This is a genomic window from Pseudomonas sp. LBUM1640 (genome assembly GCF_059716225.1).
Map to the genome: position 1 here is coordinate 5,058,899 of NZ_CP166816.1, position 21,262 is coordinate 5,080,160.

Annotated in this window: 20 protein-coding genes; 8 read left to right on the forward strand and 12 right to left on the reverse strand. The window is 59.8% G+C overall.

All coding sequences use genetic code 11. The features are described from left to right. Positions 1 to 23: 23 nt before the first annotated feature. Complete coding sequence (locus tag ACA065_RS22230; RefSeq protein WP_497691532.1) at positions 24 to 413, reverse strand: transcriptional regulator; 390 nt, start codon at positions 411 to 413, stop codon at positions 24 to 26. Positions 414 to 568: 155 nt separating this feature from the next. Between ACA065_RS22230 and ACA065_RS22235 the strand changes: the two genes are divergently transcribed. Then, a complete protein-coding gene (locus tag ACA065_RS22235) occupies positions 569 to 844 on the forward strand; it encodes a hypothetical protein (protein ID WP_497691533.1) in 276 nt (91 codons plus the stop codon). 49 nt (positions 845 to 893) lie between these two features. Here the strand turns inward: ACA065_RS22235 and ACA065_RS22240 are convergent, their stop codons facing one another. Continuing rightward, a complete protein-coding gene (locus ACA065_RS22240; protein WP_094950258.1) occupies positions 894 to 2,240 on the reverse strand; it encodes a DEAD/DEAH box helicase in 1,347 nt (448 codons plus the stop codon). 193 nt (positions 2,241 to 2,433) lie between these two features. Between ACA065_RS22240 and ACA065_RS22245 the strand changes: the two genes are divergently transcribed. Beyond that, entirely contained in the window at positions 2,434 to 3,732 is a 1,299-nt protein-coding gene (locus ACA065_RS22245; protein WP_497691534.1) for a mechanosensitive ion channel family protein, read from the forward strand. A 109-nt stretch (positions 3,733 to 3,841) separates the two neighbouring features. Here the strand turns inward: ACA065_RS22245 and ACA065_RS22250 are convergent, their stop codons facing one another. The 3 genes from ACA065_RS22250 to ACA065_RS22260 all read right to left on the reverse strand — a co-directional run bounded on the left by ACA065_RS22250 (position 3,842) and on the right by ACA065_RS22260 (position 5,977). After that, complete coding sequence (locus ACA065_RS22250) at positions 3,842 to 4,708, reverse strand: carboxylate/amino acid/amine transporter (RefSeq protein WP_497691535.1); 867 nt, start codon at positions 4,706 to 4,708, stop codon at positions 3,842 to 3,844. Between the two features lie 203 nt (positions 4,709 to 4,911). Further along, the gene (locus ACA065_RS22255; protein WP_497691536.1) at positions 4,912 to 5,511 is read right to left on the reverse strand and encodes an FMN-dependent NADH-azoreductase; all 600 of its coding nucleotides are present in this window, start codon (positions 5,509 to 5,511) and stop codon (positions 4,912 to 4,914) included. Between the two features lie 151 nt (positions 5,512 to 5,662). After that, positions 5,663 to 5,977, reverse strand: a complete 315-nt coding sequence (locus tag ACA065_RS22260; protein ID WP_497691537.1) for a 3-phosphoglycerate kinase — start codon at positions 5,975 to 5,977, stop codon at positions 5,663 to 5,665. A 49-nt stretch (positions 5,978 to 6,026) separates the two neighbouring features. Between ACA065_RS22260 and ACA065_RS22265 the strand changes: the two genes are divergently transcribed. The 5 genes from ACA065_RS22265 to aqpZ all read left to right on the forward strand — a co-directional run bounded on the left by ACA065_RS22265 (position 6,027) and on the right by aqpZ (position 11,249). Further along, positions 6,027 to 6,950 carry a PA3225 family LysR-type transcriptional regulator gene (locus tag ACA065_RS22265; RefSeq protein ID WP_497691538.1) on the forward strand — a complete coding sequence of 308 codons (924 nt, stop codon included), beginning with the start codon at positions 6,027 to 6,029 and terminating at the stop codon, positions 6,948 to 6,950. 14 nt (positions 6,951 to 6,964) lie between these two features. Beyond that, positions 6,965 to 7,768 (forward strand): alpha/beta fold hydrolase, encoded by an 804-nt coding sequence (locus ACA065_RS22270; RefSeq protein ID WP_497691539.1) that lies wholly within the window; start codon positions 6,965 to 6,967, stop codon positions 7,766 to 7,768. Positions 7,769 to 7,771: 3 nt separating this feature from the next. Then, positions 7,772 to 8,335: a peptidylprolyl isomerase gene (locus ACA065_RS22275; protein WP_497691540.1), complete on the forward strand. Its 564-nt coding sequence runs from the start codon at positions 7,772 to 7,774 to the stop codon at positions 8,333 to 8,335. Positions 8,336 to 8,429: 94 nt separating this feature from the next. Next, complete coding sequence (locus ACA065_RS22280; RefSeq protein ID WP_497691541.1) at positions 8,430 to 10,262, forward strand: ABC transporter ATP-binding protein; 1,833 nt, start codon at positions 8,430 to 8,432, stop codon at positions 10,260 to 10,262. Positions 10,263 to 10,547: 285 nt separating this feature from the next. Beyond that, positions 10,548 to 11,249 (forward strand): aquaporin Z, encoded by a 702-nt coding sequence (aqpZ, locus tag ACA065_RS22285; RefSeq protein WP_497691542.1) that lies wholly within the window; start codon positions 10,548 to 10,550, stop codon positions 11,247 to 11,249. A 54-nt stretch (positions 11,250 to 11,303) separates the two neighbouring features. Here aqpZ and ACA065_RS22290 read toward each other — a convergent pair whose 3' ends face one another. The 3 genes from ACA065_RS22290 to ACA065_RS22300 all read right to left on the reverse strand — a co-directional run bounded on the left by ACA065_RS22290 (position 11,304) and on the right by ACA065_RS22300 (position 13,010). Then, positions 11,304 to 11,552, reverse strand: a complete 249-nt coding sequence (locus ACA065_RS22290) for a BrnA antitoxin family protein (protein WP_497691543.1) — start codon at positions 11,550 to 11,552, stop codon at positions 11,304 to 11,306. Beyond that, positions 11,530 to 11,808 carry a BrnT family toxin gene (locus ACA065_RS22295; protein ID WP_497691544.1) on the reverse strand — a complete coding sequence of 93 codons (279 nt, stop codon included), beginning with the start codon at positions 11,806 to 11,808 and terminating at the stop codon, positions 11,530 to 11,532. Before ACA065_RS22295 ends, ACA065_RS22290 begins: the two co-directional genes overlap by 23 nt. Positions 11,809 to 11,885: 77 nt before the next feature. Next, on the reverse strand, positions 11,886 to 13,010 hold the full coding sequence (locus ACA065_RS22300; protein WP_497691545.1) for a GNAT family N-acetyltransferase: 1,125 nt from the start codon (positions 13,008 to 13,010) through the stop codon (positions 11,886 to 11,888). 281 nt (positions 13,011 to 13,291) lie between these two features. Between ACA065_RS22300 and ACA065_RS22305 the strand changes: the two genes are divergently transcribed. Continuing rightward, positions 13,292 to 14,614, forward strand: coding sequence for a putative porin (locus tag ACA065_RS22305; RefSeq protein ID WP_497691546.1), 1,323 nt, complete (start codon positions 13,292 to 13,294; stop codon positions 14,612 to 14,614). A gap of 119 nt (positions 14,615 to 14,733) precedes the next feature. On the opposite strand, the gene ACA065_RS22310 is transcribed toward ACA065_RS22305, so the two are convergent. The 4 genes from ACA065_RS22310 to hrpA form a co-directional block, all read right to left on the reverse strand. Continuing rightward, a complete protein-coding gene (locus ACA065_RS22310) occupies positions 14,734 to 14,967 on the reverse strand; it encodes an anti-sigma factor family protein (protein WP_017134841.1) in 234 nt (77 codons plus the stop codon). Continuing rightward, positions 14,961 to 15,575, reverse strand: coding sequence for an RNA polymerase sigma factor (locus tag ACA065_RS22315; RefSeq protein WP_064453547.1), 615 nt, complete (start codon positions 15,573 to 15,575; stop codon positions 14,961 to 14,963). Before ACA065_RS22315 ends, ACA065_RS22310 begins: the two co-directional genes overlap by 7 nt. A gap of 149 nt (positions 15,576 to 15,724) precedes the next feature. After that, on the reverse strand, positions 15,725 to 16,846 hold the full coding sequence (locus tag ACA065_RS22320; RefSeq protein ID WP_497691547.1) for a beta-ketoacyl-ACP synthase III: 1,122 nt from the start codon (positions 16,844 to 16,846) through the stop codon (positions 15,725 to 15,727). A 343-nt stretch (positions 16,847 to 17,189) separates the two neighbouring features. Further along, complete coding sequence (hrpA, locus tag ACA065_RS22325; RefSeq protein ID WP_497691548.1) at positions 17,190 to 21,101, reverse strand: ATP-dependent RNA helicase HrpA; 3,912 nt, start codon at positions 21,099 to 21,101, stop codon at positions 17,190 to 17,192. Positions 21,102 to 21,262 lie beyond the last annotated feature (161 nt).

The following is a 21,262-nucleotide window of genomic DNA, read 5'->3' on the forward strand; positions in this document are numbered from 1 at the left end:
ACATTTGGTCGGCGTTGTACCGGTCAGGCAATCTGCGCCTTCGAGGCCACTTCAGCAAACGTCGCTGGCTCCAGCGCGTCAGGCTGCTCATCCAACACCTGGCGCGGGTGATCATTGCCCGGGATGGAACTGTCAATCAGCGACAGCAGTTGCGCACCGAGTGCAGTCAAAATGAAGTTCTCGCCATTACCGCCCTCTTCCTCAGGCCGCGACTCAATAAAACCACGCTTGAACAGCAGCGCTTCGTAATCCGCAGCGGTCTTTTTCAACGCATCTAGATTGCCGGTGGATTCACCAGCGGTGGCCTTCTCAGCGGCCTCCTGCTCAGCATATTTACGCGGTGCAAAGCTGCCTTCGCCGTTCTGCACTTCATGCAGCAGACGTTCGATCAAATCCCAGTTGTAAGTCGTCATCCTGATTCCTCCTGCAGGCCGATGGAAAAGTAGCCCGTCTAAAGGTGTGACATGCACCGACACCGGCCGTTCAGCCGAATAGACGGGCGTCATTTCTCTGAACTTTCCAGACGTTCGCCACCTCAACTGAACACGACTGCCAAGGAGGTTCGACCATGAAAACCCTGATGAACATAGTCATCGCTGCCACGCTGCTGACTGCCCTGCCCGCCTGGGCGTGCACGCCGGAAGAAGCCACGGCCAAACGCGAACAACTGGCCAAGGAAGTGACCAAGCTCACTGAGCAAAACCCAGCTAAGGCCAAGGAAATTAATGCAGAGCTGCAGAAAATGGACATGAACACGACGGCTGCAGACTTACCCGATAAGTGCCAGTTGATCGATCAGCGCCTGAAAGACCTCGATAAGGCCGCCGCCGAGACTAAAAACTGAAGGCATAAAAAAACCGGACATCGTCCGGTTTTTTCACATCACCTTTGCCTTACTCGGCTGCCGGTGCTTCTGGCTTGCGGCGCTTAAGCGGCGCCATGCCGTCCTTGCTGACGAGCGACAGGTTGTCGGTCTTCGGCCGGTTGGCGATTTTGCGCTTGGTCGGCGACTTGGCACCGGCCTTTTTCTTGTCGCCCTTGGCGTCGACTTTTTTCTTCTTCACGCCGACAGCCTTGCCCGACGCCTTGACCTTCTTCGGCCCGGTGTAGGTGCCTTTGACTTCCTTGATGGTGCGGCGCTCGAACGACTGCTTGAGGTAGCGCTCGATGCTCGACATCAGGTTCCAGTCGCCGTGGCAGATCAACGAAATCGCCAGACCATCGTTGCCGGCACGCCCGGTACGCCCGATACGGTGTACGTATTCGTCGCCGCTGCGTGGCATGTCGAAGTTGATGACCATGTCCAGGCCATCCACGTCCAGGCCGCGCGCGGCCACGTCGGTGGCAACCAGGATCTTCACGCCGCCAGCCTTGAGGCGGTCGATGGCCAGTTTGCGGTCCTTCTGATCTTTCTCGCCGTGCAGCACGAACGCTTTGTAGTCCTGTGCCACCAGACGACCGTAAATACGGTCAGCCGCAGCGCGGGTGTTGGTGAACACGATGGCCTTCTGATAGGTCTCGTTGGCCAACAGCCAGTTGAGGATCTGCTCTTTGTGCACGTTGTGGTCGGCGGTGACGATCTGCTGACGCGTGGTCGCGTTCAGGTCGCTGACGTTGTTGACCTGCAAATGCTCAGGGTTGTTCAGGATCTTGGCGACCATGTCGCGCAAAGTCGAACCGCCGGTGGTGGCGGAGAACAGCATGGTCTGCTGGCGATTCACACATTCAGCCACCAGGCGCTGCACGTCATCGGCAAAACCCATGTCGAGCATGCGGTCGGCTTCGTCGAGCACCAGTACTTCAACTTCCTTGAGGTCGAGGTTGCCGGCGTTGAGTTGCTCGATCATGCGCCCTGGCGTGCCGATCAGAATATCCGGCACCTTGCGCAGCATGGCGGCCTGGACTTTGAAGTCTTCGCCGCCGGTGATCAGGCCGGACTTGATGAAGGTGAACTGCGAGAAGCGCTCGACTTCCTTCAACGTCTGCTGGGCCAGCTCGCGGGTCGGCAGCAGGATCAGGGTTTTGATGCTGACACGGACTTTGGCCGGGCCGATCAGGCGGTGCAGAATCGGCAGGACGAAAGCGGCGGTCTTGCCACTCCCGGTTTGAGCCGTCACCCGCAGGTCACGCCCTTCGAGCGCGAGCGGGATGGCCGCTGCTTGCACAGGCGTAGGCTCGACAAATTTAAGCTCGGCCACGGCTTTGAGCAGGCGTTCGTGCAGGGCGAATTGGGAAAACACGGGTGCTACCTCGAAGAAATACAAAATATCAGCTGCATAGGGTAACGGTTTCGGGCGTCCAAACCGAGTTTCTTTACGCGAACGGGGCTAATCAGCTGCTTTTTTGTCAGGACATTTGTCTACAACGTCAACTTTGTCGCACTTAAATGCTCTAATCGGCCCGTGTTGTCTTACAGAAGAATCGGTTTCATCCATGGATATCAAACAGTTCTGGCTCAACGTCCAAGACCTTTGGGGCGCCCTCGACCAACATCCGCTGCTGCATGCATGCTTAGGTTTGCTGGTATTGCTGGTGGTGGCCCTGTTGCTTGGGCGGGTCGCGCGCTACCTCATCCTCCACGCCGTCAAATTGCTCGGCCGGCAACCGGCGCTGCACTGGCTCAACGACCTGCGGCACAACAAAGTCTTCCACCGCCTGGCGCAGATGACGCCGTCCCTGGTGATCCAGTTCGGCCTGTATTTGGTGCCGGACCTGAGCAAGACCGCCACGCTGTTTATCGGCAATGTGGCGCTGGCATTCACCATCCTGTTCATGACCCTGGCCGTCAGCGCCCTGCTCAACGCCTTGCTGGATATCTACGCACGCACCGAACATGCGCGCACCCGCTCGATCAAGGGCTACGTGCAACTGGCTAAAATGGTGCTGTTCGTGTTTGCCGCGATCATCATCGTCGCCACGCTGATCGACCGCTCGCCGCTGTTGCTGCTCTCTGGTTTGGGTGCGATGTCGGCAGTGATTCTGTTGGTGTACAAGGACACGCTGCTGTCGTTCGTCGCCAGTGTGCAGTTGACCAGCAACGACATGCTGCGGGTCGGTGACTGGATCGAAATGCCCCAGGTCGGCGCGGACGGTGACGTGGTCGACATCACCTTGCACACGGTCAAGGTACAGAACTTCGACAAGACCATCGTCTCCATCCCGACCTGGCGCTTGATGTCCGAATCGTTCAAAAACTGGCGCGGCATGCAGGCGTCCGGTGGGCGTCGCATCAAGCGCAGCCTGTTCATAGATGCCAGCGGCGTGCGCTTCCTGCGCGACGATGAAGAAGTGCGCATGACCCAGGTGCACCTGCTCACCGACTACATCAGCCGCAAGCAGTCCGAACTCAAGGCCTGGAACGAAGCCCAGGGCCACAGCGCGCAACTGTCGGCCAACCGCCGGCGCATGACCAACCTGGGCACCTTCCGCGCCTATGCCCTGGCCTACCTGAAAAGTCACCCGGACATCCAGCCGAACATGACCTGCATGGTGCGCCAGATGCAAACCACCGCCCAGGGCGTGCCGCTGGAAATCTACTGCTTCACCCGCACCACGGCGTGGGCGGATTACGAGCGCATCCAGGGGGATATTTTTGATTATCTGCTGGCGGTGTTGCCGGAGTTCGGCTTGAGCCTGTATCAGCAGCCGAGTGGCAATGACCTGCGGGCGGGTATGTTGCCGGCGGTGCTGGGGGCCAGTCACCTGCCGACTTTGGAAAACAGCTCTGTGTAACACCACCACTCCCCCTGTGGGAGCGGGCTTGCTCGCGAAAGCGGAGTATCAGTCAACCCATCAATGACTGACCCACCGCCATCGCGGGCAACCTCGCTCCCACATAGGTTCAGGCTTGGATCAGCTCTTTGCGCACGCCCAACCGGCTGATCCACACCGCCCCCAGAATCACCAACCCACCCAGGGCCAGCCTCCCCAGCGGCTCATGCTGATTCCAGATCAGCAAGTTCAGCAGCAACCCCACCGGCACATGCAGGTTATTCATCACCGCCAAGGTGCCGCCATTGACCAGGCACGCGCCTTTGTTCCACCAATACATACCCAACGCGGTGCTGACCAGCCCGAGGAACACCAGCACGCCCCATTGCAGCGACGCATCGGGCAGGTAATTGGCCTTGCCGAACAGCAGGAATGCAGGCAACACCACCAACAAGGCGCCCAGGTAGAAGTAGCCAAAGCGCCGGTAATGCGGCAAATCACTCGGGTAGCGCGCCACCAGATGTTTGTACATCACTTGCCCGGCGGCGTAGGTGAAGTTGGCCAGTTGCAACAGCAAGAAGCCGCCGAGGAAGTGCGGGGTGATCTGGTCGAAACGGATCACTGCCGCGCCGCCCACCGCCACCAGCGCAGCAATCAACGCCCAAGGGTTGAAGCGCCGGTTGAGGGCGTCTTCGATCAGGGTCACGTGCAACGGCGTGAGAATGGTGAACAGCAACACTTCCGGCACCGTGAGCACACGAAAGCTCAGGTACAGGCACACGTAGGTCACACCAAACTGCAACGCACCGATGATCAACATACCGCGCATGAACGCAGGTTCAACCGAGCGCCAGCGGGTCAGCGGGATAAAGACCAGCCCAGCCAACACCACACGCACCAGCACGGCGAAGTAGCTGTCGACGTGACCGGCGAGGTATTCGCCGATCAAGCTGAAGGAAAATGCCTGAATCAGGGTGACAACCAGTAAGTAGCCCATGCGCGCCTCGTTTCGAATGGGCGCGACTTTAAGGGTTTTCGACGTTTGACGAAACTCGAGGCAAAAAAAACCCGACCTCGCTATAGCGGCAGTCGGGCAGGAGCACTCAGGAGCAACAAGTGCAAAGGGAGGTTCGATACGCGTACTTGAAGGGTTTGCGTGAAGCGATATAAACACCACGCGATTATGTGACGATTAAACGATCACGCGACCTGTGCCAGCAGCGCCTTAGCGTGGTTGATGCCCTTCTCCTGGAAGTCCCCGCTCAGGTTCACCCCTTCAGCGTGAATGAAGGTGACGTCATGAATGCCGATAAAGGCCATGACCTGACGCAGGTACGGTTCCTGGTGATCGGAGCTGGCGCCGGTGTGAATACCGCCGCGAGCGGTCAGCACAATGGCGCGCTTGCCAGTGAGCAAACCTTGAGGGCCGGTGGCGGTGTACTTGAAGGTCACGCCAGCGCGCAACACGTGGTCCAGCCAGGCTTTGAGGGTGCTGGGGATGGCGAAGTTGTACATCGGCGCGGCCATTACCAGTACGTCGGCCGCCAGTAATTCGTCGGTCAATTCGTTGGAGCGGTCCAGCGAAGCCTGTTCGATACCGCTGCGCTGTTCGGCGGGCTTCATCCAGCCGCCGAGCAGGTTGGCGTCCAGGTGCGGCACCGGGTTAAGGGCTACGTCACGCACGGTGATCTGATCCGCCGGATGGGCGACCTGCCATTGGCCGATGAACTGTTGGGTCAGCTGGCGGGAGATCGAGTCCTGCTGGCGGGCGCTGCTTTCGATGATCAGAACGTTGGACATGGCTTGGTAGGCTCCATCTGTAATTGCTGTAAGACGATGGAGAAAAGATTAACCAGGGCTCATTCGATAAAAAAGCGCAAAAAACTGCTACAACCCATCTAGAAATTTGTTTATAAGCGGAGTATTGCTGTGGGCATGCTCCGCTGCTCCTTTATTTTGGAGCGCAAGCCAGGGCGATGCGCATCTTGATGATGGCGCGGCTGAACTTGACCGTGGTGTTGGTGCTTTTGCCCGCCTGGACCGTGACCTTGCGATTACGCGGCGATTCCGGGCCATTGGTGAAGGTTACTGAACACACCGCATCGACAGTGCCGTAGTTATTGAGCCGGATCGAGCTGATGTCGCCGTCCACATCGGAGGCGGTGTAATCCACTTGCACGCCCTCGATCTTTTTTGTCACGTCGATAGGGTAGGCAAATGCGCTCATCGGCAGCAGCGCCAGCAACACACAACAGAATTTTCTCATTCGGCAGTCTCCAATAAGGACCGCCAGCTTAGGACAAGAGGAGCTCATCTTGAAAGCGCCCCGCGTTACCCTCGATCAATGGCGCACGCTGCAGGCCGTGGTCGACCATGGTGGCTTCGCCCAGGCGGCTGAAGCGCTGCACCGTTCGCAATCCTCGGTGAGTTACACCGTGGCGCGCATGCAAGACCAACTTGGCGTGCCGCTGTTGCGCATCGACGGGCGCAAGGCGGTGCTCACCGACGCCGGTGAAGTACTGCTGCGCCGCTCCCGTCAACTGGTGAAAAACGCCAGCCAACTGGAAGACCTCGCCCACCATATGGAACAGGGCTGGGAGGCCGAAGTGCGCTTGGTGGTGGATGCCGCCTACCCAAATGCGCGCCTGGTGCGCGCCCTCACCGCCTTTATGCCGCAAAGCCGAGGTTGCCGCGTGCGCCTGCGCGAAGAAGTGTTGTCGGGCGTGGAAGAACTGTTGGTAGATGGCATGGCTGACCTGGCCATCAGCAGTTTCATCATCCCAGGCTACCTGGGCACGGAAATGAGCGACGTGGAGTTTATCGCCGTGGCCCATCCCGACCACTCACTGCATCGCCTGAGTCGCGAGCTGAGCTTCCAGGATCTGGAGAGCCAGATGCAGGTGGTCATCCGCGACTCTGGCCGCCAGCAGCCGCGTGACGTAGGCTGGCTCGGCGCCGAGCAGCGCTGGACCGTCGGCAGCCTGCCCACCGCCGCCACTTTTGTCAGCAGCGGCTTGGGCTTCGCGTGGTTGCCCCGGCACATGATCGAACGCGAACTCAGCGAAGGCCTGCTCAAGCAGCTACCCTTGGAAAAGGGCGGCAGCCGCAACCCGACGTTCTACCTGTATGCGAACAAGGACAAACCTCTAGGCCCAGCCACACAGATTCTCGTGGAATTGCTGCGCACCTTTGACACCGCTCCCCTGGACGCGCCTTTCGCCGCGCCCGAGCAAGCCTGAAACGGAGTTCATGCATGGCCTGGTTCGACCATGAAGGCTGCAACCTGCATTACGAGGAATACGGCCACGGCGCCCCGCTGATCCTGATCCACGGCCTGGGCTCCAGCAGCCAGGATTGGGAGTTGCAGATCCCCGTGCTGGCCCGGTACTACCGCCTGATCGTGGTGGATGTGCGCGGCCACGGGCGCTCCGACAAACCCCGCGAGCGCTACAGCATCAAGGGTTTCACCCTCGACCTGCTCGCCTTGATCGAACACCTGAACCTGCCGCCCGCCCATGTGGTGGGTTTGTCCATGGGCGGCATGATCGCCTTCCAGTTGGCGGTGGACGAACCCGGCCTGATCAAAAGCCTGTGCATCGTCAACAGCGCGCCCGAGGTCAAGGTGCGCAGCGCCGATGATTACTGGCAGTGGGCCAAGCGTTGGAGCCTGGCGCGAGTGCTGAGCCTTGCCACCATCGGCAAGGCCCTCGGCGACCGGCTGTTCCCCAAACCGGAGCAGGCTGACCTGCGCCGCAAAATGGCCGAACGCTGGGCAAAAAACGACAAACGTGCTTATCTCGCAAGCTTCGACGCAATTGTGGGCTGGAGCGTGCAGGAACGACTTTCCAGAATTACCTGTCCGACCCTGGTCATCAGCGCCGACCACGACTACACGCCCGTGGCGCAAAAAGAAATCTATGTAAAACTGCTACCCAATGCGCGGCTGGTGGTGATCGAAGATTCCCGCCATGCCACGCCCTTGGATCAACCCGAAGTCTTTAACGCTACCTTGCTCGATTTTCTAAAGACAGTCGAAACCACTACCCAGGATCACTGACCCATGTTGAAAAAAATCGCCTTCTTTGCCGGTTCTGTTTTGTTCGCCGCCAACCTGATGGCCGCCGAGCCCGCCAAGGCGCCTCACGTTCTGATCACCACCACCAATGGCGACATTGAAATCGAACTGGACCCGGTCAAGGCGCCGATCAGCTCCAAGAACTTCCTGGCCTATGTCGACAAAGGTTTTTACACCAACACGATTTTTCACCGCGTGATCCCAGGCTTCATGGTCCAGGGCGGCGGGTTCACCGCGCAGATGTCGCAAAAGCCAACCGAAGCACCGATCAAGAACGAAGCCAGCAACGGCCTGCATAACGTGCGTGGCACTCTGTCGATGGCGCGCACCAATGACGCGAACTCGGCCACCAGCCAGTTCTTCATCAACGTCGCCGACAATGCGTTCCTCGACCCGGGCCGTGACGCCGGTTATGCCGTGTTCGCCAAAGTGGTCAAAGGCATGGACGTGGTCGACGTCATCGTCAACTCGCAAACCACCACTAAGCAAGGCATGCAGAACGTGCCTATCGATCCTGTTGTGATCAAGTCGGCCAAGCGCATCGACTGAGGTCTGCAGGGCGTTCTTCAGGTAGCCCCGCGCGGTGCCCACAAGGCACCGCGCGCATTTGAACAGGAGAGCCCGCCCGGCGGGCGTCAACCTAATGCTCTATCGTCGTTTTGAACAACTGATCGATATCTTCCGCGCCGCCCCCAGCGACGCCCCTCCCGACAAAGTCCTGCCCTTCTACCTCTACTATCTGCGCCAAGTATGGCCAAGCTTTGCCGCCTTGCTGGTCGTCGGCCTGATCGGCGCGCTGATCGAAGTGGCGTTGTTCAGCTACCTGAGCCGTATCATCGACCTGGCCCAAGGCACACCGCCCGCCAACTTCTTCCAGATTCACAGCGCCGAGTTGATCTGGATGGCCGTGGTCGCCCTGCTGCTGCGCCCGATCTTCAACGGCCTGCATGACTTGCTGGTGCACCAGACCATCAACCCCGGCATGACTAGCCTGATCCGCTGGCAGAACCACAGCTACGTGCTCAAGCAGAGCTTGAACTTCTTCCAGAACGATTTCGCCGGGCGCATCGCCCAGCGCATCATGCAAACCGGCAACTCACTGCGCGACTCGTCGGTGGCGACGGCGGAAGCCATCTGGCACGTGTCGATCTACGCCATCAGCGCCTTGGTGCTATTTGCCGAGGCCGACTGGCGGCTGATGATCCCGTTGATCACCTGGATTATTTTTTACAGCCTGGCCTTGCGTTACTTCGTGCCGCGCGTAAAAGAGCGCTCGGTGATCTCCTCCGAGGCGCGCTCCAAGTTGATGGGCCGCATCGTCGACGGTTACACCAACATCACCACCTTGAAGCTGTTCGCCCACACGCAGAATGAGCAGGAATACGCCAAGGAAGCGATCATCGAGCAGACCGAAAAAACCCAGCTGGCCGCCCGCGTGCTGACCAGCATGGACGTGACGATTGCCATCCTCAACGGCTTGCTGATCGTCACCACCACGGGCCTGGCATTGTGGTTGTGGACGCAGTCGTTGATCTCTGTCGGTGCAATAGCCCTGGCCACCGGCCTGGTGATTCGTATCGTCAACATGTCCGGGTGGATCATGTGGGTGGTCAACGGGATTTTCGAAAACATCGGCATGGTGCAGGACGGCCTCAAAACCATCGCTGCGCCGCTGGCGGTGACCGACCGCGACAATGCCCCGCGCCTGAATGTGCCGCATGGCGAAGTGCGTTTCGAACAGGTGGATTTTCACTACGGCAAGAAAAGCGGGATCATTGGTGGCTTGAACCTGGAGATCAAGGCCGGGGAAAAAATCGGCCTGATCGGCCCGTCCGGCGCGGGCAAGTCGACCCTGGTCAACCTGCTGCTGCGCCTGTATGACCTGCAAGGCGGGCGTATCCTGATCGACGGCCAGAACATCGCCGAAGTGGCCCAGGAAACCCTGCGCGAACAGATCGGCATGATCACCCAGGACACCTCACTGCTGCACCGCTCGATCCGCGACAACCTGCTGTACGGCAAGCCGGATGCCACCGATGAGGAGCTCAACGCCGCTATCCATAAGGCCCGCGCCGATGAGTTCATTCCACTGCTGTCGGACGCCGAAGGCCGCACCGGGCTGGATGCCCATGTGGGTGAACGCGGGGTGAAACTCTCCGGTGGGCAGCGCCAGCGCATCGCCATTGCGCGGGTACTGCTCAAGGACGCGCCTATCCTGATCATGGACGAGGCCACCTCGGCGCTGGACTCGGAAGTCGAAGCGGCGATCCAGGAAAGCCTGGAAACCCTGATGCAAGGCAAGACGGTGATTGCAATTGCGCACCGGCTGTCGACCATCGCGCGGATGGACAGGTTGGTGGTGCTGGAAAAAGGCCAGATTGCCGAGACCGGCAGCCATGCCGAGTTGCTCGCCCATGGTGGGTTGTATGCCAGGTTGTGGCAGCACCAGACCGGGGGGTTTGTCGGCATCGACTGACCCTCACACCGCTGAACTATGTGGGAGCTGGCTTGCCTGCGATAGCGCAGTGTCAGTGACGAATGGGCTGCCTGGCACACCGCGATCGCAGGCAAGCCAGCTCCCACAGGACTCGATTAGCGCCAGGCTCCCTGTTCAGTGGGGCCCTGGCGCTTTTTTATGGCCTGGACTTGCCCACAAAGCCTGCTTCAATCAAAGCAGTGCCCAGACGGGCGCTGAAGTAAATCTGCAGGGAGCATCATTGATTTACTGATTGGGTAGAGCGATCTATCAAGGACGTGTTGCATGTCTTTGTTCAAACGTTCAGTCACAGAGGGGTTAGGTACGTTTTGGTTGGTGTTGGGCGGTTGTGGGAGTGCGGTGTTGGCCGCAGCATTTCCCGCCGTCGGGATTGGTCTGCTGGGTGTGGCCCTGGCGTTCGGGCTCACGGTGTTGACCATGGCGTTCGCCATCGGGCATATCAGCGGCTGCCATCTCAACCCGGCCGTGTCAGTGGGGCTGGTAGTGGGCGGGCGGTTTCCGGCCAAGGAGTTACCGGCTTACATTATCTCGCAGGTTATCGGCGGCACTGTCGCCGCTTTGCTGTTGTACTTCATTGCCAGCGGCAAACCGGGGTTCGAACTGGCTTCGGGCCTGGCGTCCAATGGCTATGGCGAACATTCACCCGGCGGTTACTCACTGGCAGCAGGGTTTGTCTGTGAACTGGTGATGACGGCGATGTTCGTGCTGATCATCCTCGGCGCCACCGACCGTCGTGCCCCGCCGGGCCTCGCGCCCATCGCCATTGGGCTGGCATTGACACTCATCCACTTGATCTCCATTCCCGTGACCAACACCTCGGTCAACCCGGCCCGCAGTACCGGCCCGGCACTGATCGTCGGCGGGTGGGCGCTTCAGCAGTTGTGGATGTTCTGGTTGGCGCCGATCCTCGGCGCAGTGATCGGCGGCGTAACCTATCGATGGCTGGGCAAGGAGGACTCGGCCTGATGCAAACGGGTTCAGCCCTGCCGATAAGGCAGGGCTGAGTTAAACAGGTTGTGGTCAGCCTTGATGGGCCTGCATGTACTGGCGCAATAGCTGGTTAATGCGCGTCTGGTAGCCAGTACCCTGACCTTTGAACCACTCCAGAACATCAGCATCCAGCCGAATAGTGACGGCCTGTTTCACAGGAACACGTAGTTCTGCACGCCGGAAAAACTCGGCGTCCAGCTCTGGAATATCGCTGGTATCGATTTCTTTATCATTCATCTTGGCCAGGCGCTCCCAATCAGTTTTCGATGTTTGCGTCATAGTATTTGGCCTCCTTCTTGGTTGCTTTTCGGGCGGAGATGATACGGATCACATCACCGCACCGTTCGGTGTATACGACCACACCCACTAACAGTTTTATCCAGCCAATACTGATCCAACGCTCCTCGTCATAATCTGCCCGATCATCGCGTAAGGCCAGCATTGGATGCCGAAAGATATCGGGGACGTCATTGAAATCGATGCCGTGCTTGGCAATATTGGCTTTATTTTTAGAGTCATCCCACTCAAAAAGCATGGCACATCCTGTATGTACTTTTGTACATACAGGATAGGCGTTTCATCCCTTCCTGGCAGGCCTGCCAGACCGATGGTTCAGCCCTGCCGATAAGGCAGGGCTGCCCTCGCCTCTTCGGCATACGCCAGGATCCCCACACGCTCGCGCGCCAGGAAATCTTCCACGGCATTCTTTAACCCCGGATGGCGCAGGTAGTGCCACGAACGGGTGATCACCGGTTCAAACCCGCGAATCAACTTGTGCTCACCTTGGGCGCCGGCGTCAAAGCGTTGCAGGCCGTGGGCGATGGCGTAGTCCATGCCCTGGTAGAAGCAGGTTTCAAAATGCAGTCGGTCGAATTCCGCCAGGCAGCCCCAATAGCGCCCGTAGAAGCTGTCGCCACCGATCAGGCTGAACGCCATGGCCACCGGGCGTGTGCCTTGTTTGGCCAGCACTACGCGGATGGCCTCGGGCATACGCTCAGCCAGCAGGCTGAAAAATGTGCGGGTCAGGTACGGCGACTGGCGGCGCACCGCGTAGGTATTGGCGTAGCAGGCGTAGACAAAATCCCATTGCCCTTCACTCAGTTCATGGCCTTGCAGCCATTGGAACTCGATGCCCTGCCCGGCGACTTGTTCGCGCTCCTTGCGCATCTGTTTGCGCTTGCGCGAGCTCAATGCGTCGAGGAAGTCTTGAAAGTCGCGGTAGCCGCGATTTTGCCAATGAAACTGGCAGCCCAAACGCTGCAACCAACCCGGCTGCGCCGCCAGCGCCGCGTCGGCCAACGGGTCGGTGAAATTAATATGGGCACTGGAGAGCCCTTCGATTTCCAGGTAGCCCGGCAGGCTGTTGAGCAGCTCAAAACCGTCCTCGGCGTTCCTCGCCAGCACCCGCGGCCCGCTGACCGGGCTGAACGGCACCGCCGTCAGCAATTTGGGGTAGTAGTCGATACCGGCGCGCTCACAGGCATCCGCCCAACCGTGATCAAACACGTACTCGCCGTAGGAGTGCCATTTGCGGTAACCGGGTAAGGCCGCCACCAGGCGATCGCCATCCCAATGCAGCAAATGCTCAGGTTGCCAGCCCGATTGCGGGCCCAGGCTGGCGCTGTCTTCGAGCGCACTCAGGAATGCATGCCGCACAAACGGCTGGGCCTGCGGCACAAGGGCATCCCAAACCTCTGGGGCGATTTCGGACAGGCTGTCCAGGCGTTGCAACGGCATCGGCATCCTCACTACATCGGGGCGTGAAAGCCTGGCGAGTATCGCTTATCGCCGGGCTTCGCACACCTTCAAATGGCCGGACATAGCTCAACTCAAATAGTTCCTTCTTAAATAATTTGTCATCTAGATGACATCACTTAGCCACTGCCCCGTCATAAGTGATCGCGATACTGACGCCTGCTTTTAGAGCGCCTGGTTCTACCAGGCGGCTATTTTCCGTCCGTCATCGGTCGGTTGTGTCCTGGATGGTTTGCCATCCCTCCTCACTTTCGGAGATTGATATGCGTCTTGCTTCCACTAAAACTGCGGCGGTCCTGTGCGGCGGCCTGTTGCTGGCCCTGAGCGTTCCGGCCAGCGCTGCAGTCGACGCTAAATTGCTCGACATGCTCAAGGCCAACGGCCAGATCACCGCTGCGCAGTACACCGAACTGCAAACGGAATTGGCCAAAGACCAGAAAGAAAAGCAGATCGCACAGCAAGCTCAACAAGAGACCAACGAGCAGATCGCGGCCACCGCGAAAAAAACCAACGATTTGAGCGTGTTCGACCAGAAGCTGGCTTGGGCCGCCAGGACCCAACTCAAGGGTGACGTGCGCTTCCGTCAGGAAACCGTGAAGATCCAGGGCGAATCCAACAACGGTGGCCGTGACAAGGACCGTCAGCGCATCCGTGCCCGCCTGGGCGCCTACACCGAGATCAACTCGCAGGTCGACACCGGCATTCGTATCGCCACCGGCAGCAGCGACGACGCGCGCTCCACCAACCAGGACCAGGACAACTACTTCGACAAGAAGTCGATCTGGCTGGACCTCGGTTATATCGACTACCACCCGGACCAGATCAAGAACCTGCACGTGATCGGCGGCAAGATGCTGCAACCGTGGGTGAACATGGGCGACGTGATCTGGGATAGCGACATTAACCCGGAAGGCCTGGCCCTGACCTACAAATACCCATTGGGCAGCAGCGCCGAGCTGTTCGGCAGCCTGGGTAACTACAACCTCAAGGACAACGTCGACGGTGACGGCGTGCAATTTCGCCACGACCTGCGCCTGACGTCCGGCCAGTTGGGCACACGCTTCTCGGTGACCGACAACCTGAAAATGACCCTGGGCGGCAGTGTCTACGCCTACCAGAACGACAAGGACAGCCGTTGCACGACCACCACCACGCCTTGCGCACTGGCGGTCAACGGCAACTCGGCCGACAACCAATTCCGCCTGTACGAAGGCTTCGCCCAGGCTGACATCGGTGGCCTGGCAGTGCCTCTGGCGTTCTACGGCCAGTACGTGAAAAACAACGATGCTGTGACCGATCAGGACACCGCCTGGTTGATCGGCGCCAAGTCCAAGGTGTTCGGCTTCAACCTGGACTACAACTACCGCGATATCCAGCGTAACGCTGTGGTTGGCGCCTTCACTGACTCGGACTTCGCCAACGGCACCACCGGTTCGCGCGGTCATAAGATGAAGGTCAGCTACGACATCGACAAGAACTTCGCCCTCGGCGCCACCTACTTCCTGACCAAGGCTGACTACGCCAGCCGCACGCAGCGTGACGCCAACACCAACACCCTGCAGTTGGATGCTGAAGCCAAGTTCTAATGGGTATGCAATACACCTTGGGCCAGGACGGCCCGAGGTAGCTTCAACAGCCTTGCGTGGGTGGGTCAATCCCCATCATCCGTTCGACTCAGCCACGCGAGCCTGGATTGTTCCCGCCTTTACTGATCTTTCAGTCGCTCGGCCACCAGCCGGTCAGCCAATGCATCAGCATCCTTTACCGGTTCTTCCGGCATGATCTTCAAAGTCGCCTGCATCAGGCGCATCTGACGGATAAATCGCCGGCAGTTAGGGCAAAACATCAAGTGATGACGCACCAGCAAACGCTCGCGAAAGGTCAATTGCCCATCGAGATAGTCACTGGAACGTGCCACTTGTTCTTTACAGGTCAACATTCGCCCGTTTCCTCAAAATGCTCCACCGTGGCAAAGACTTTAAGCCGTGCTCGATGCAACAGCACACGGACATTGGAGAGCGAGAGCGTCAGAAGATTACAGATCTCTTCCAACTCCAATCCCTGGCGTTCGCGCAGCACCAGCACGCTGCTTTGCAACTCCGACAAACTCAGCAACGTATGCTCCAGGCATTTGCGCAATTCATCCTCGGTCAGCAAGGCTTCCGGGGTGTCCTGGTGCCAGGCATACGGGGCGACGGCCCAATGGCCATCGTCGGGGACGAAGCGGTCATCGCCAATGGTGCCGTGGGGCGAGGGCAAGTCGTCGAGCAACACTTCCCGGCGATTCTGTTTATAGCGGCCCTTGGCGGAGTTGGCAGTGATGGTCAGCAGCCAGGTCTTGAGGCTGGAACGCCCTTCGAACTTGGCCAGGTTGCGTACCACTGACAACCAGGCGTCTTGCACCACTTCATCGGCGTGGCGCTGGCCGACGATAGCATAAGCCACTGCGCGCATGGCGCTCTGGTAGGTGGTGACCAATTCTTTATAGGCCCGCTGCTCGCCCTTGAGCAGCCGTTCGAGCAGGTGCGCGTCGTCCGCTGCTGCCATTCAGAACCTCGATTTCAAAGTGCAAACCCAATCAGTGTGACAAACCGATTCCTGTGGGAGCTGGCTTGCCTGCGATGCAGGCACCTCGGTAGTTCTGATGCGCCGAGGTGATGCCATCGCAGGCAAGCCAGCTCCCACATTGACCGCGTTTAGCGTTTGCGCAGGATCACACTGCCGATCGAGTAGCCTGCGCCGAACGAGCTCAATACTGCCACGGAGCCCTTGGGCAGGTCGTCCTGATAGGTGTGGAACGCAATCACCGAACCGGCAGAGCTGGTGTTGGCGTAAGTGTCCAGAATCACCGGCGCTTCTTCCACCGTGGCCTCACGACCCAGCAGTTTTTTCACGATCAGGTGGTTCATGCTCAGGTTGGCCTGGTGCAGCCAGAAACGCTTCACGTCAGCGACGCTCAGTTGGTTTTCTTCCAGGTGTACACCGATCAGCTCGGCAACCATCGGGCAGACATCACGGAAGACTTTGCGGCCTTCCTGCACGAACAGTTTGTCTGGCGCGCCGATGCCCTCTTCCGCCGTGCGGTTGAGGAAGCCGAAGTTGTTGCGGATGTTGTTGGAGAACTTGGTCAGCAGTTTGGTGCTGACCACATCGAACTGGTGCTCGGAGGTCGCCAGATCAGCGCGCTCGAGGATCACTGCCGTGGCCGCATCACCAAAGATGAAGTGGCTGTCACGGTCACGGAAATTCAGGTGGCCGGTGCAAACTTCCGGGTTGACCATCAGGATCGCCCGCGCCTGGCCCAGCTGGATGCTGTTGGCGGCGTTCTGGATACCGAAGGTCGCCGACGAGCAGGCCACGTTCATGTCGAAACCAAAACCCTCGATGCCCAGGGCTTCCTGGACTTCGATGGCGATGGCCGGGTAGGCGCGCTGCAAGTTAGAACAGGCGACGATCACGCCGTCGATGTCGGCGGCGGTCTTGCCGGCGCGTTGCAGGGCCTGTTCGGCAGCGCCGATGGCCATCTGGCAGAGCACCGACCATTCGTCATTGCTGCGCTCCGGCAGGCGTGGGGCCATGCGCTGCGGGTCGAGAATGCCGTCCTTGTCCATGACAAAACGGCTCTTGATGCCCGACGCTTTCTCGATAAAGGCTGCACTGGACTCGGTCAGTGCCTGCACATCGCCACGTTCGATAGCGGCGGCGTTGTCCGTATTGAACTGCTGCACATAGGCATTGAAAGACTGCACCAGCTCTTCGTTGGAGATGCTGTTGGCCGGGGTGTACAGGCCAGTGCCGCTGATGACGACGTTATGCACGGTCGTTCCTCTAAATCTGTCAGGCAGAAGATATTGGTACCGTCGTACCAAACTTTAAGTCGTTCGATTCCGTCCAACGGGCATCAAACTGGCAACGCTTTATTCCATCGCGCCGCGGCTGAGCAACAGCTCATCACAACGATCCCGGCATTTATGACCGCGAAGTTTGCCACAAACCCGCAGATTTGGCGCCAATTGCAGAATTAACCCAATTTTAATGTGGGAGCGGGCTTGCTCGCGAATGCGGTGTGTCAGTTCATACATGTGCTGGCTGACACTGCGCCTTCGCGAGCAAGCCCGCTCCCACATTGGACCTGCTCAGTGTTCAGAACCGAGAAAGGCCTTAAGCCTCCACCTGGCTCCACTGTTTGCTCAAACGCTTGTCGGAAATCGGCACTTTGGTGCCCAACTGCTGGGCAAACAGCGACACGCGATATTCCTCCAGCCACCAGCGATAAAGCTCCAGCTGTGGGTCGCGCTTGCCTTCCTGGGCGTGTTTGTTCAGGCGATTCTGGTACTGCGCCCACAGGCCGCCCAGTTCGGTGCTCCACACGCGATCTTTTTGCACCTGGCTTGGCAGTTTTTCCAGGCGCAACTCAATGGCCTTGAGGAAACGCGGCAGTTCCTTGAACCACTGCGACGGGGTTTCCCGCACAAAACCTGGGTAAACCAGGTTACTCAACTGCTGCTTGATATCGTTCAACGCCACCGCTTGGGCCAGGTCGATTTTGCCTTTGAAGCGCTTCTGCAAGCCATGCCAGAGCTTCAACACCTCCAGCGTCAGGCGTGCCAGGCGCTCGGCGTGCTCGGTCCAGCTGCCGCGCTTGCGTTCGGCCAGGGCGGCCAGGCCTGCGCCGTCACGCGGCAGGCTGGTTTCGCCTTCCAGCACGCAGGTGTCGAGGCTGGCCAGCAGAATGTCTTCCACCAGCGCGTCGATGCGCCCCAGCTCACGGTACATCAGGCCCAGTTCGGTCAAGCCGGGCAATTTGCCGCGCAGGAATTTCGCCGGCTCAGCCAATTGCTGCATCAGCAAGCGCTGCAAGGCGCGACGGTGCTGAAACTCGGCCTCGGCGGCTGTCGAGAAACGCCCTTCCTTGACCGTGCCGTTTTCTTCAACCAGCGCCGGATAAACTGTCATCGACAGGCCAGCGATCTTTTGCTGAGTCTTCTCGGCCACCGCCGCAAACACCTTGGGCTCCACCGGCTGCTGGCTTTTCGCAGTCTGTGGGACGGCCAACGCGGCCTGGCTGGCTTCGGCAAAGCGTGCGGTCAGCTCGGCCAGGTCGCGGCCTTCGCCGAGGAACTTGCCTTGGCCGTCGACCACTTCCAGGTTCATCTTCAGGTGGTTTTCCACCTGCTGCGCCGCCTCGGCCCAGGCTTCATCGCTGACCCGCGCACCGGTCATGCGCAGCAATTCGCGCCCCAGCGCCTGGGGCAACGAGCCCTGGCCAAACTCAATGCGTTGCAGCGCGGCCTTGACGAAATCCGGCACCGGCACAAAGTTTTTGCGCAGCGCCTTGGGCAAGTTGCGCACCAGGGCAATGCACTTGGCTTCGATCACGCCCGGCACCAACCATTCCAGACGCTCGGGCGGCAACGCCGGCAACAGCGGCGCCGGCACGCGCAGGGTCACGCCGTCGCGCGGGTGGTTGGGTTCGAAGTGGTAGCTCAGGGCCAATTCCAAGTCGCCCAAGTGCAAGGTGTCCGGGTAATGCAGGGCCGTGACTTCGCTGGCCTCGCGGGCCAGCACGTCTTCTTCACGCATGATCAGCAGTTGCGGGTCTTTCTGGCTGTTGACCTTGTACCAACTGTCGAAGGTGGCAGTCTGGTGGATCTCTGCCGGCAAACGCGCATCGTAGAAGGCGTAAAGGGTTTCCTCGTCCGCCAGGATGTCACGACGGCGCGCCTTGGCTTCCAGCTCATCGAGCTGCTCCAGCAGTTGCTGGTTGGCCGTCAGGCACTTGGCCCGGGACTGAATCTCGCCACGCACCAAGCCTTCGCGGATGAACAGCTCGCGCGACACCACCGGGTCAATCGGCCCGTAATGCACGGGCCGGCGCCCGACCACGATCAGCCCGAACAGGGTGATCTGCTCAAACGCCACCACTTGACCGCGCTTCTTTTCCCAGTGCGGTTCGAAGTGGTTTTTCTTGATCAAGTGCCCGGCCAGCGGCTCGATCCAGTCAGCATCGATCTTCGCTACCATGCGCGCGTACAGCTTGGTGGTTTCCACCAGTTCGGCGGCCATCAGCCATTGCGGGCGTTTTTTGCCGATGCCCGAGGACGGGTGAATCCAGAAGCGCCGCTGACGCGCGCCAAGGTAATCGCCGTCTTCGGTCTTTTGGCCGATCTGGCTCAACAGGCCGGACAACACCGCCTTGTGCAGTTTTGCAAAGTCCGCCGGCTCTTTGTTGACGGTTAACTGCATGTCGCGGCAGATCAGGCTGAGTTGGCGATGGGAATCGCGCCACTCGCGCAGCCGCAGGTAATTCAGGAAGTGCTTGCGGCACCAGTTGCGCAACGGGCTGGCGGTCAGTTCCTGGCGCTGCTCTTCAAAACCACGCCACAGGTTAACCAACCCGGCGAAGTCGGAATCGGCATCCTTCCACTGAGCGTGGGCCTGGTCGGCCGCTTGCTGACGCTCCGGTGGGCGCTCGCGCGGGTCCTGGATCGACATCGCACTGGCGACGATCAGCACTTCCTGCAAACTGCCGAGCTTGGCGGCTTCGAGCAGCATGCGGCCCATACGCGGGTCTACCGGCAGGCGCGCCAGTTGACGGCCCAGCGGCGTGAGCTGGCTGTTACGGTCCACTGCCGAGAGTTCTTGCAGCAGGTTAAACCCGTCGCTGATGGCCTTGCCGTCCGGCGGCTCGATGAACGGGAAATCGGTGATTTCGCCCAAGCGCAGGTGCAGCATCTGCAGGATCACGGCGGCGAGGTTGGTGCGCAGGATTTCCGGGTCGGTAAATTCCGGGCGGCCGATAAAATCTTCTTCGCTGTACAAGCGGATGCAAATGCCCGGCTCAACCCGCCCGCATCGGCCTTTACGCTGGTTGGCGCTGGCCTGGGAGATCGCCTCGATCGGCAGGCGCTGCACCTTGGCGCGGTAGCTGTAACGGCTGATGCGCGCGGTGCCGCTGTCGATCACATAGCGAATGCCCGGCACGGTCAGCGAGGTTTCCGCGACGTTGGTCGCCAGCACCACACGGCGCCCTGGGTGGGACTGGAAAATGCGCTGCTGTTCGGCCGGCGACAGGCGCGCGTACAGCGGCAGAATTTCGGTGTGCTTGAGCTGGGCCTTGCGCAACATGTCGGCAGCGTCACGAATCTCGCGCTCGCCCGGCAAGAACACCAGCACATCGCCGGGGCTACGCCGCTCGCTGCGCTCATAGGCGGCAATTTCATCGAGGGTGGCGAGGATCGCCTGGTCGACGGTCAAGTCATCCTCGACGCGGTTGCCCTCCTCGTCCTGCTCCAGGGTCAGCGGGCGATACCAGGTGTCCACCGGGAAGGTGCGGCCCGAGACCTCGACAATCGGCGCATCGTCGAAGTGCTTGGAAAAACGCTCCAGGTCGATGGTCGCCGAGGTGATGATGACTTTCAGGTCGGGGCGACGCGGCAGCAGGGTTTTCAGATAGCCGAGCAGGAAGTCGATGTTCAGGCTGCGCTCGTGGGCTTCGTCGACGATGATCGTGTCGTAGCGCTCGAGGTAGCGGTCGTTCTGGGTTTCCGCCAGCAGGATGCCGTCGGTCATCAGTTTAATCAGAGTGTTGGAGTCACTCTGGTCTTCGAAGCGCACCTGATAGCCGACCAGCGCGCCCAATGGCGTGGCCAGTTCTTCGGCGACGCGGCTGGCAACGCTACGCGCGGCAATCCGGCGCGGCTGGGTGTGGCCGATCAGGCCGTATTGGCCGCGGCCGATTTCCAGGCAGATTTTCGGCAACTGGGTGGTCTTACCCGAGCCGGTCTCGCCGGCAATGATCAGCACCTGGTGCTTGAGCAACGCCGCCTTGATCTCATCGCGCTTGGCGGCAATCGGCAGGCTGTCGTCGTAGCGAATCACCGGCAGGCTGGCGCGCCGCGCCGTCACCTGGGCGCAAGACGCCTGCATGCGCGTGACCCACTGCGCCAGCTTCTCCTCGTCGGGCTTCTTGCGCAGCTCGAGCAACTGGCGCCGCAAGCGGTGGCGGTCGGCGAGCATGGCGTGATCGAGGTTTTTGAGCAGTTGGTCGATGGTGGGCGCTTGGTCGGTCATCAGGTACTTTGAAGGTCGTCTATTTATGCACGGCCGGCAAGTGTGGCAGAAAAGCAGCTTATCTGGCAGACAGGTATCTAAATGTGGGAGCGGGCTTGCTCGCGAAAGCGGTGTGTCAGTTGATACCTAAGGTGACTGACACACCGTATTCGCGAGCAAGC

Bases quoted from the DNA above. Each gene is read 5' to 3' on its own strand.
- ACA065_RS22315 (WP_064453547.1), bottom strand. From the start codon at position 15,575: ATGGCAGCAGCGGACGACGCGCACCTGCTCGAACGGCTGCTCAAGGGC.
- ACA065_RS22270 (WP_497691539.1), top strand. From the start codon at position 6,965: ATGGCCTGGTTCGACCATGAAGGCTGCAACCTGCATTACGAGGAATAC.
- ACA065_RS22295 (WP_497691544.1), bottom strand. From the start codon at position 11,808: ATGCTTTTTGAGTGGGATGACTCTAAAAATAAAGCCAATATTGCCAAG.
- hrpA (WP_497691548.1), bottom strand. From the start codon at position 21,101: ATGACCGACCAAGCGCCCACCATCGACCAACTGCTCAAAAACCTCGAT.
- ACA065_RS22255 (WP_497691536.1), bottom strand. From the start codon at position 5,511: ATGTCCAACGTTCTGATCATCGAAAGCAGCGCCCGCCAGCAGGACTCG.
- ACA065_RS22260 (WP_497691537.1), bottom strand. From the start codon at position 5,977: ATGAGAAAATTCTGTTGTGTGTTGCTGGCGCTGCTGCCGATGAGCGCA.
- ACA065_RS22290 (WP_497691543.1), bottom strand. From the start codon at position 11,552: ATGACGCAAACATCGAAAACTGATTGGGAGCGCCTGGCCAAGATGAAT.
- ACA065_RS22245 (WP_497691534.1), top strand. From the start codon at position 2,434: ATGGATATCAAACAGTTCTGGCTCAACGTCCAAGACCTTTGGGGCGCC.
- ACA065_RS22250 (WP_497691535.1), bottom strand. From the start codon at position 4,708: ATGGGCTACTTACTGGTTGTCACCCTGATTCAGGCATTTTCCTTCAGC.
- ACA065_RS22235 (WP_497691533.1), top strand. From the start codon at position 569: ATGAAAACCCTGATGAACATAGTCATCGCTGCCACGCTGCTGACTGCC.
- ACA065_RS22280 (WP_497691541.1), top strand. From the start codon at position 8,430: ATGCTCTATCGTCGTTTTGAACAACTGATCGATATCTTCCGCGCCGCC.
- ACA065_RS22300 (WP_497691545.1), bottom strand. From the start codon at position 13,010: ATGCCGTTGCAACGCCTGGACAGCCTGTCCGAAATCGCCCCAGAGGTT.
- ACA065_RS22310 (WP_017134841.1), bottom strand. From the start codon at position 14,967: ATGTTGACCTGTAAAGAACAAGTGGCACGTTCCAGTGACTATCTCGAT.
- ACA065_RS22305 (WP_497691546.1), top strand. From the start codon at position 13,292: ATGCGTCTTGCTTCCACTAAAACTGCGGCGGTCCTGTGCGGCGGCCTG.
- aqpZ (WP_497691542.1), top strand. From the start codon at position 10,548: ATGTCTTTGTTCAAACGTTCAGTCACAGAGGGGTTAGGTACGTTTTGG.
- ACA065_RS22230 (WP_497691532.1), bottom strand. From the start codon at position 413: ATGACGACTTACAACTGGGATTTGATCGAACGTCTGCTGCATGAAGTG.
- ACA065_RS22275 (WP_497691540.1), top strand. From the start codon at position 7,772: ATGTTGAAAAAAATCGCCTTCTTTGCCGGTTCTGTTTTGTTCGCCGCC.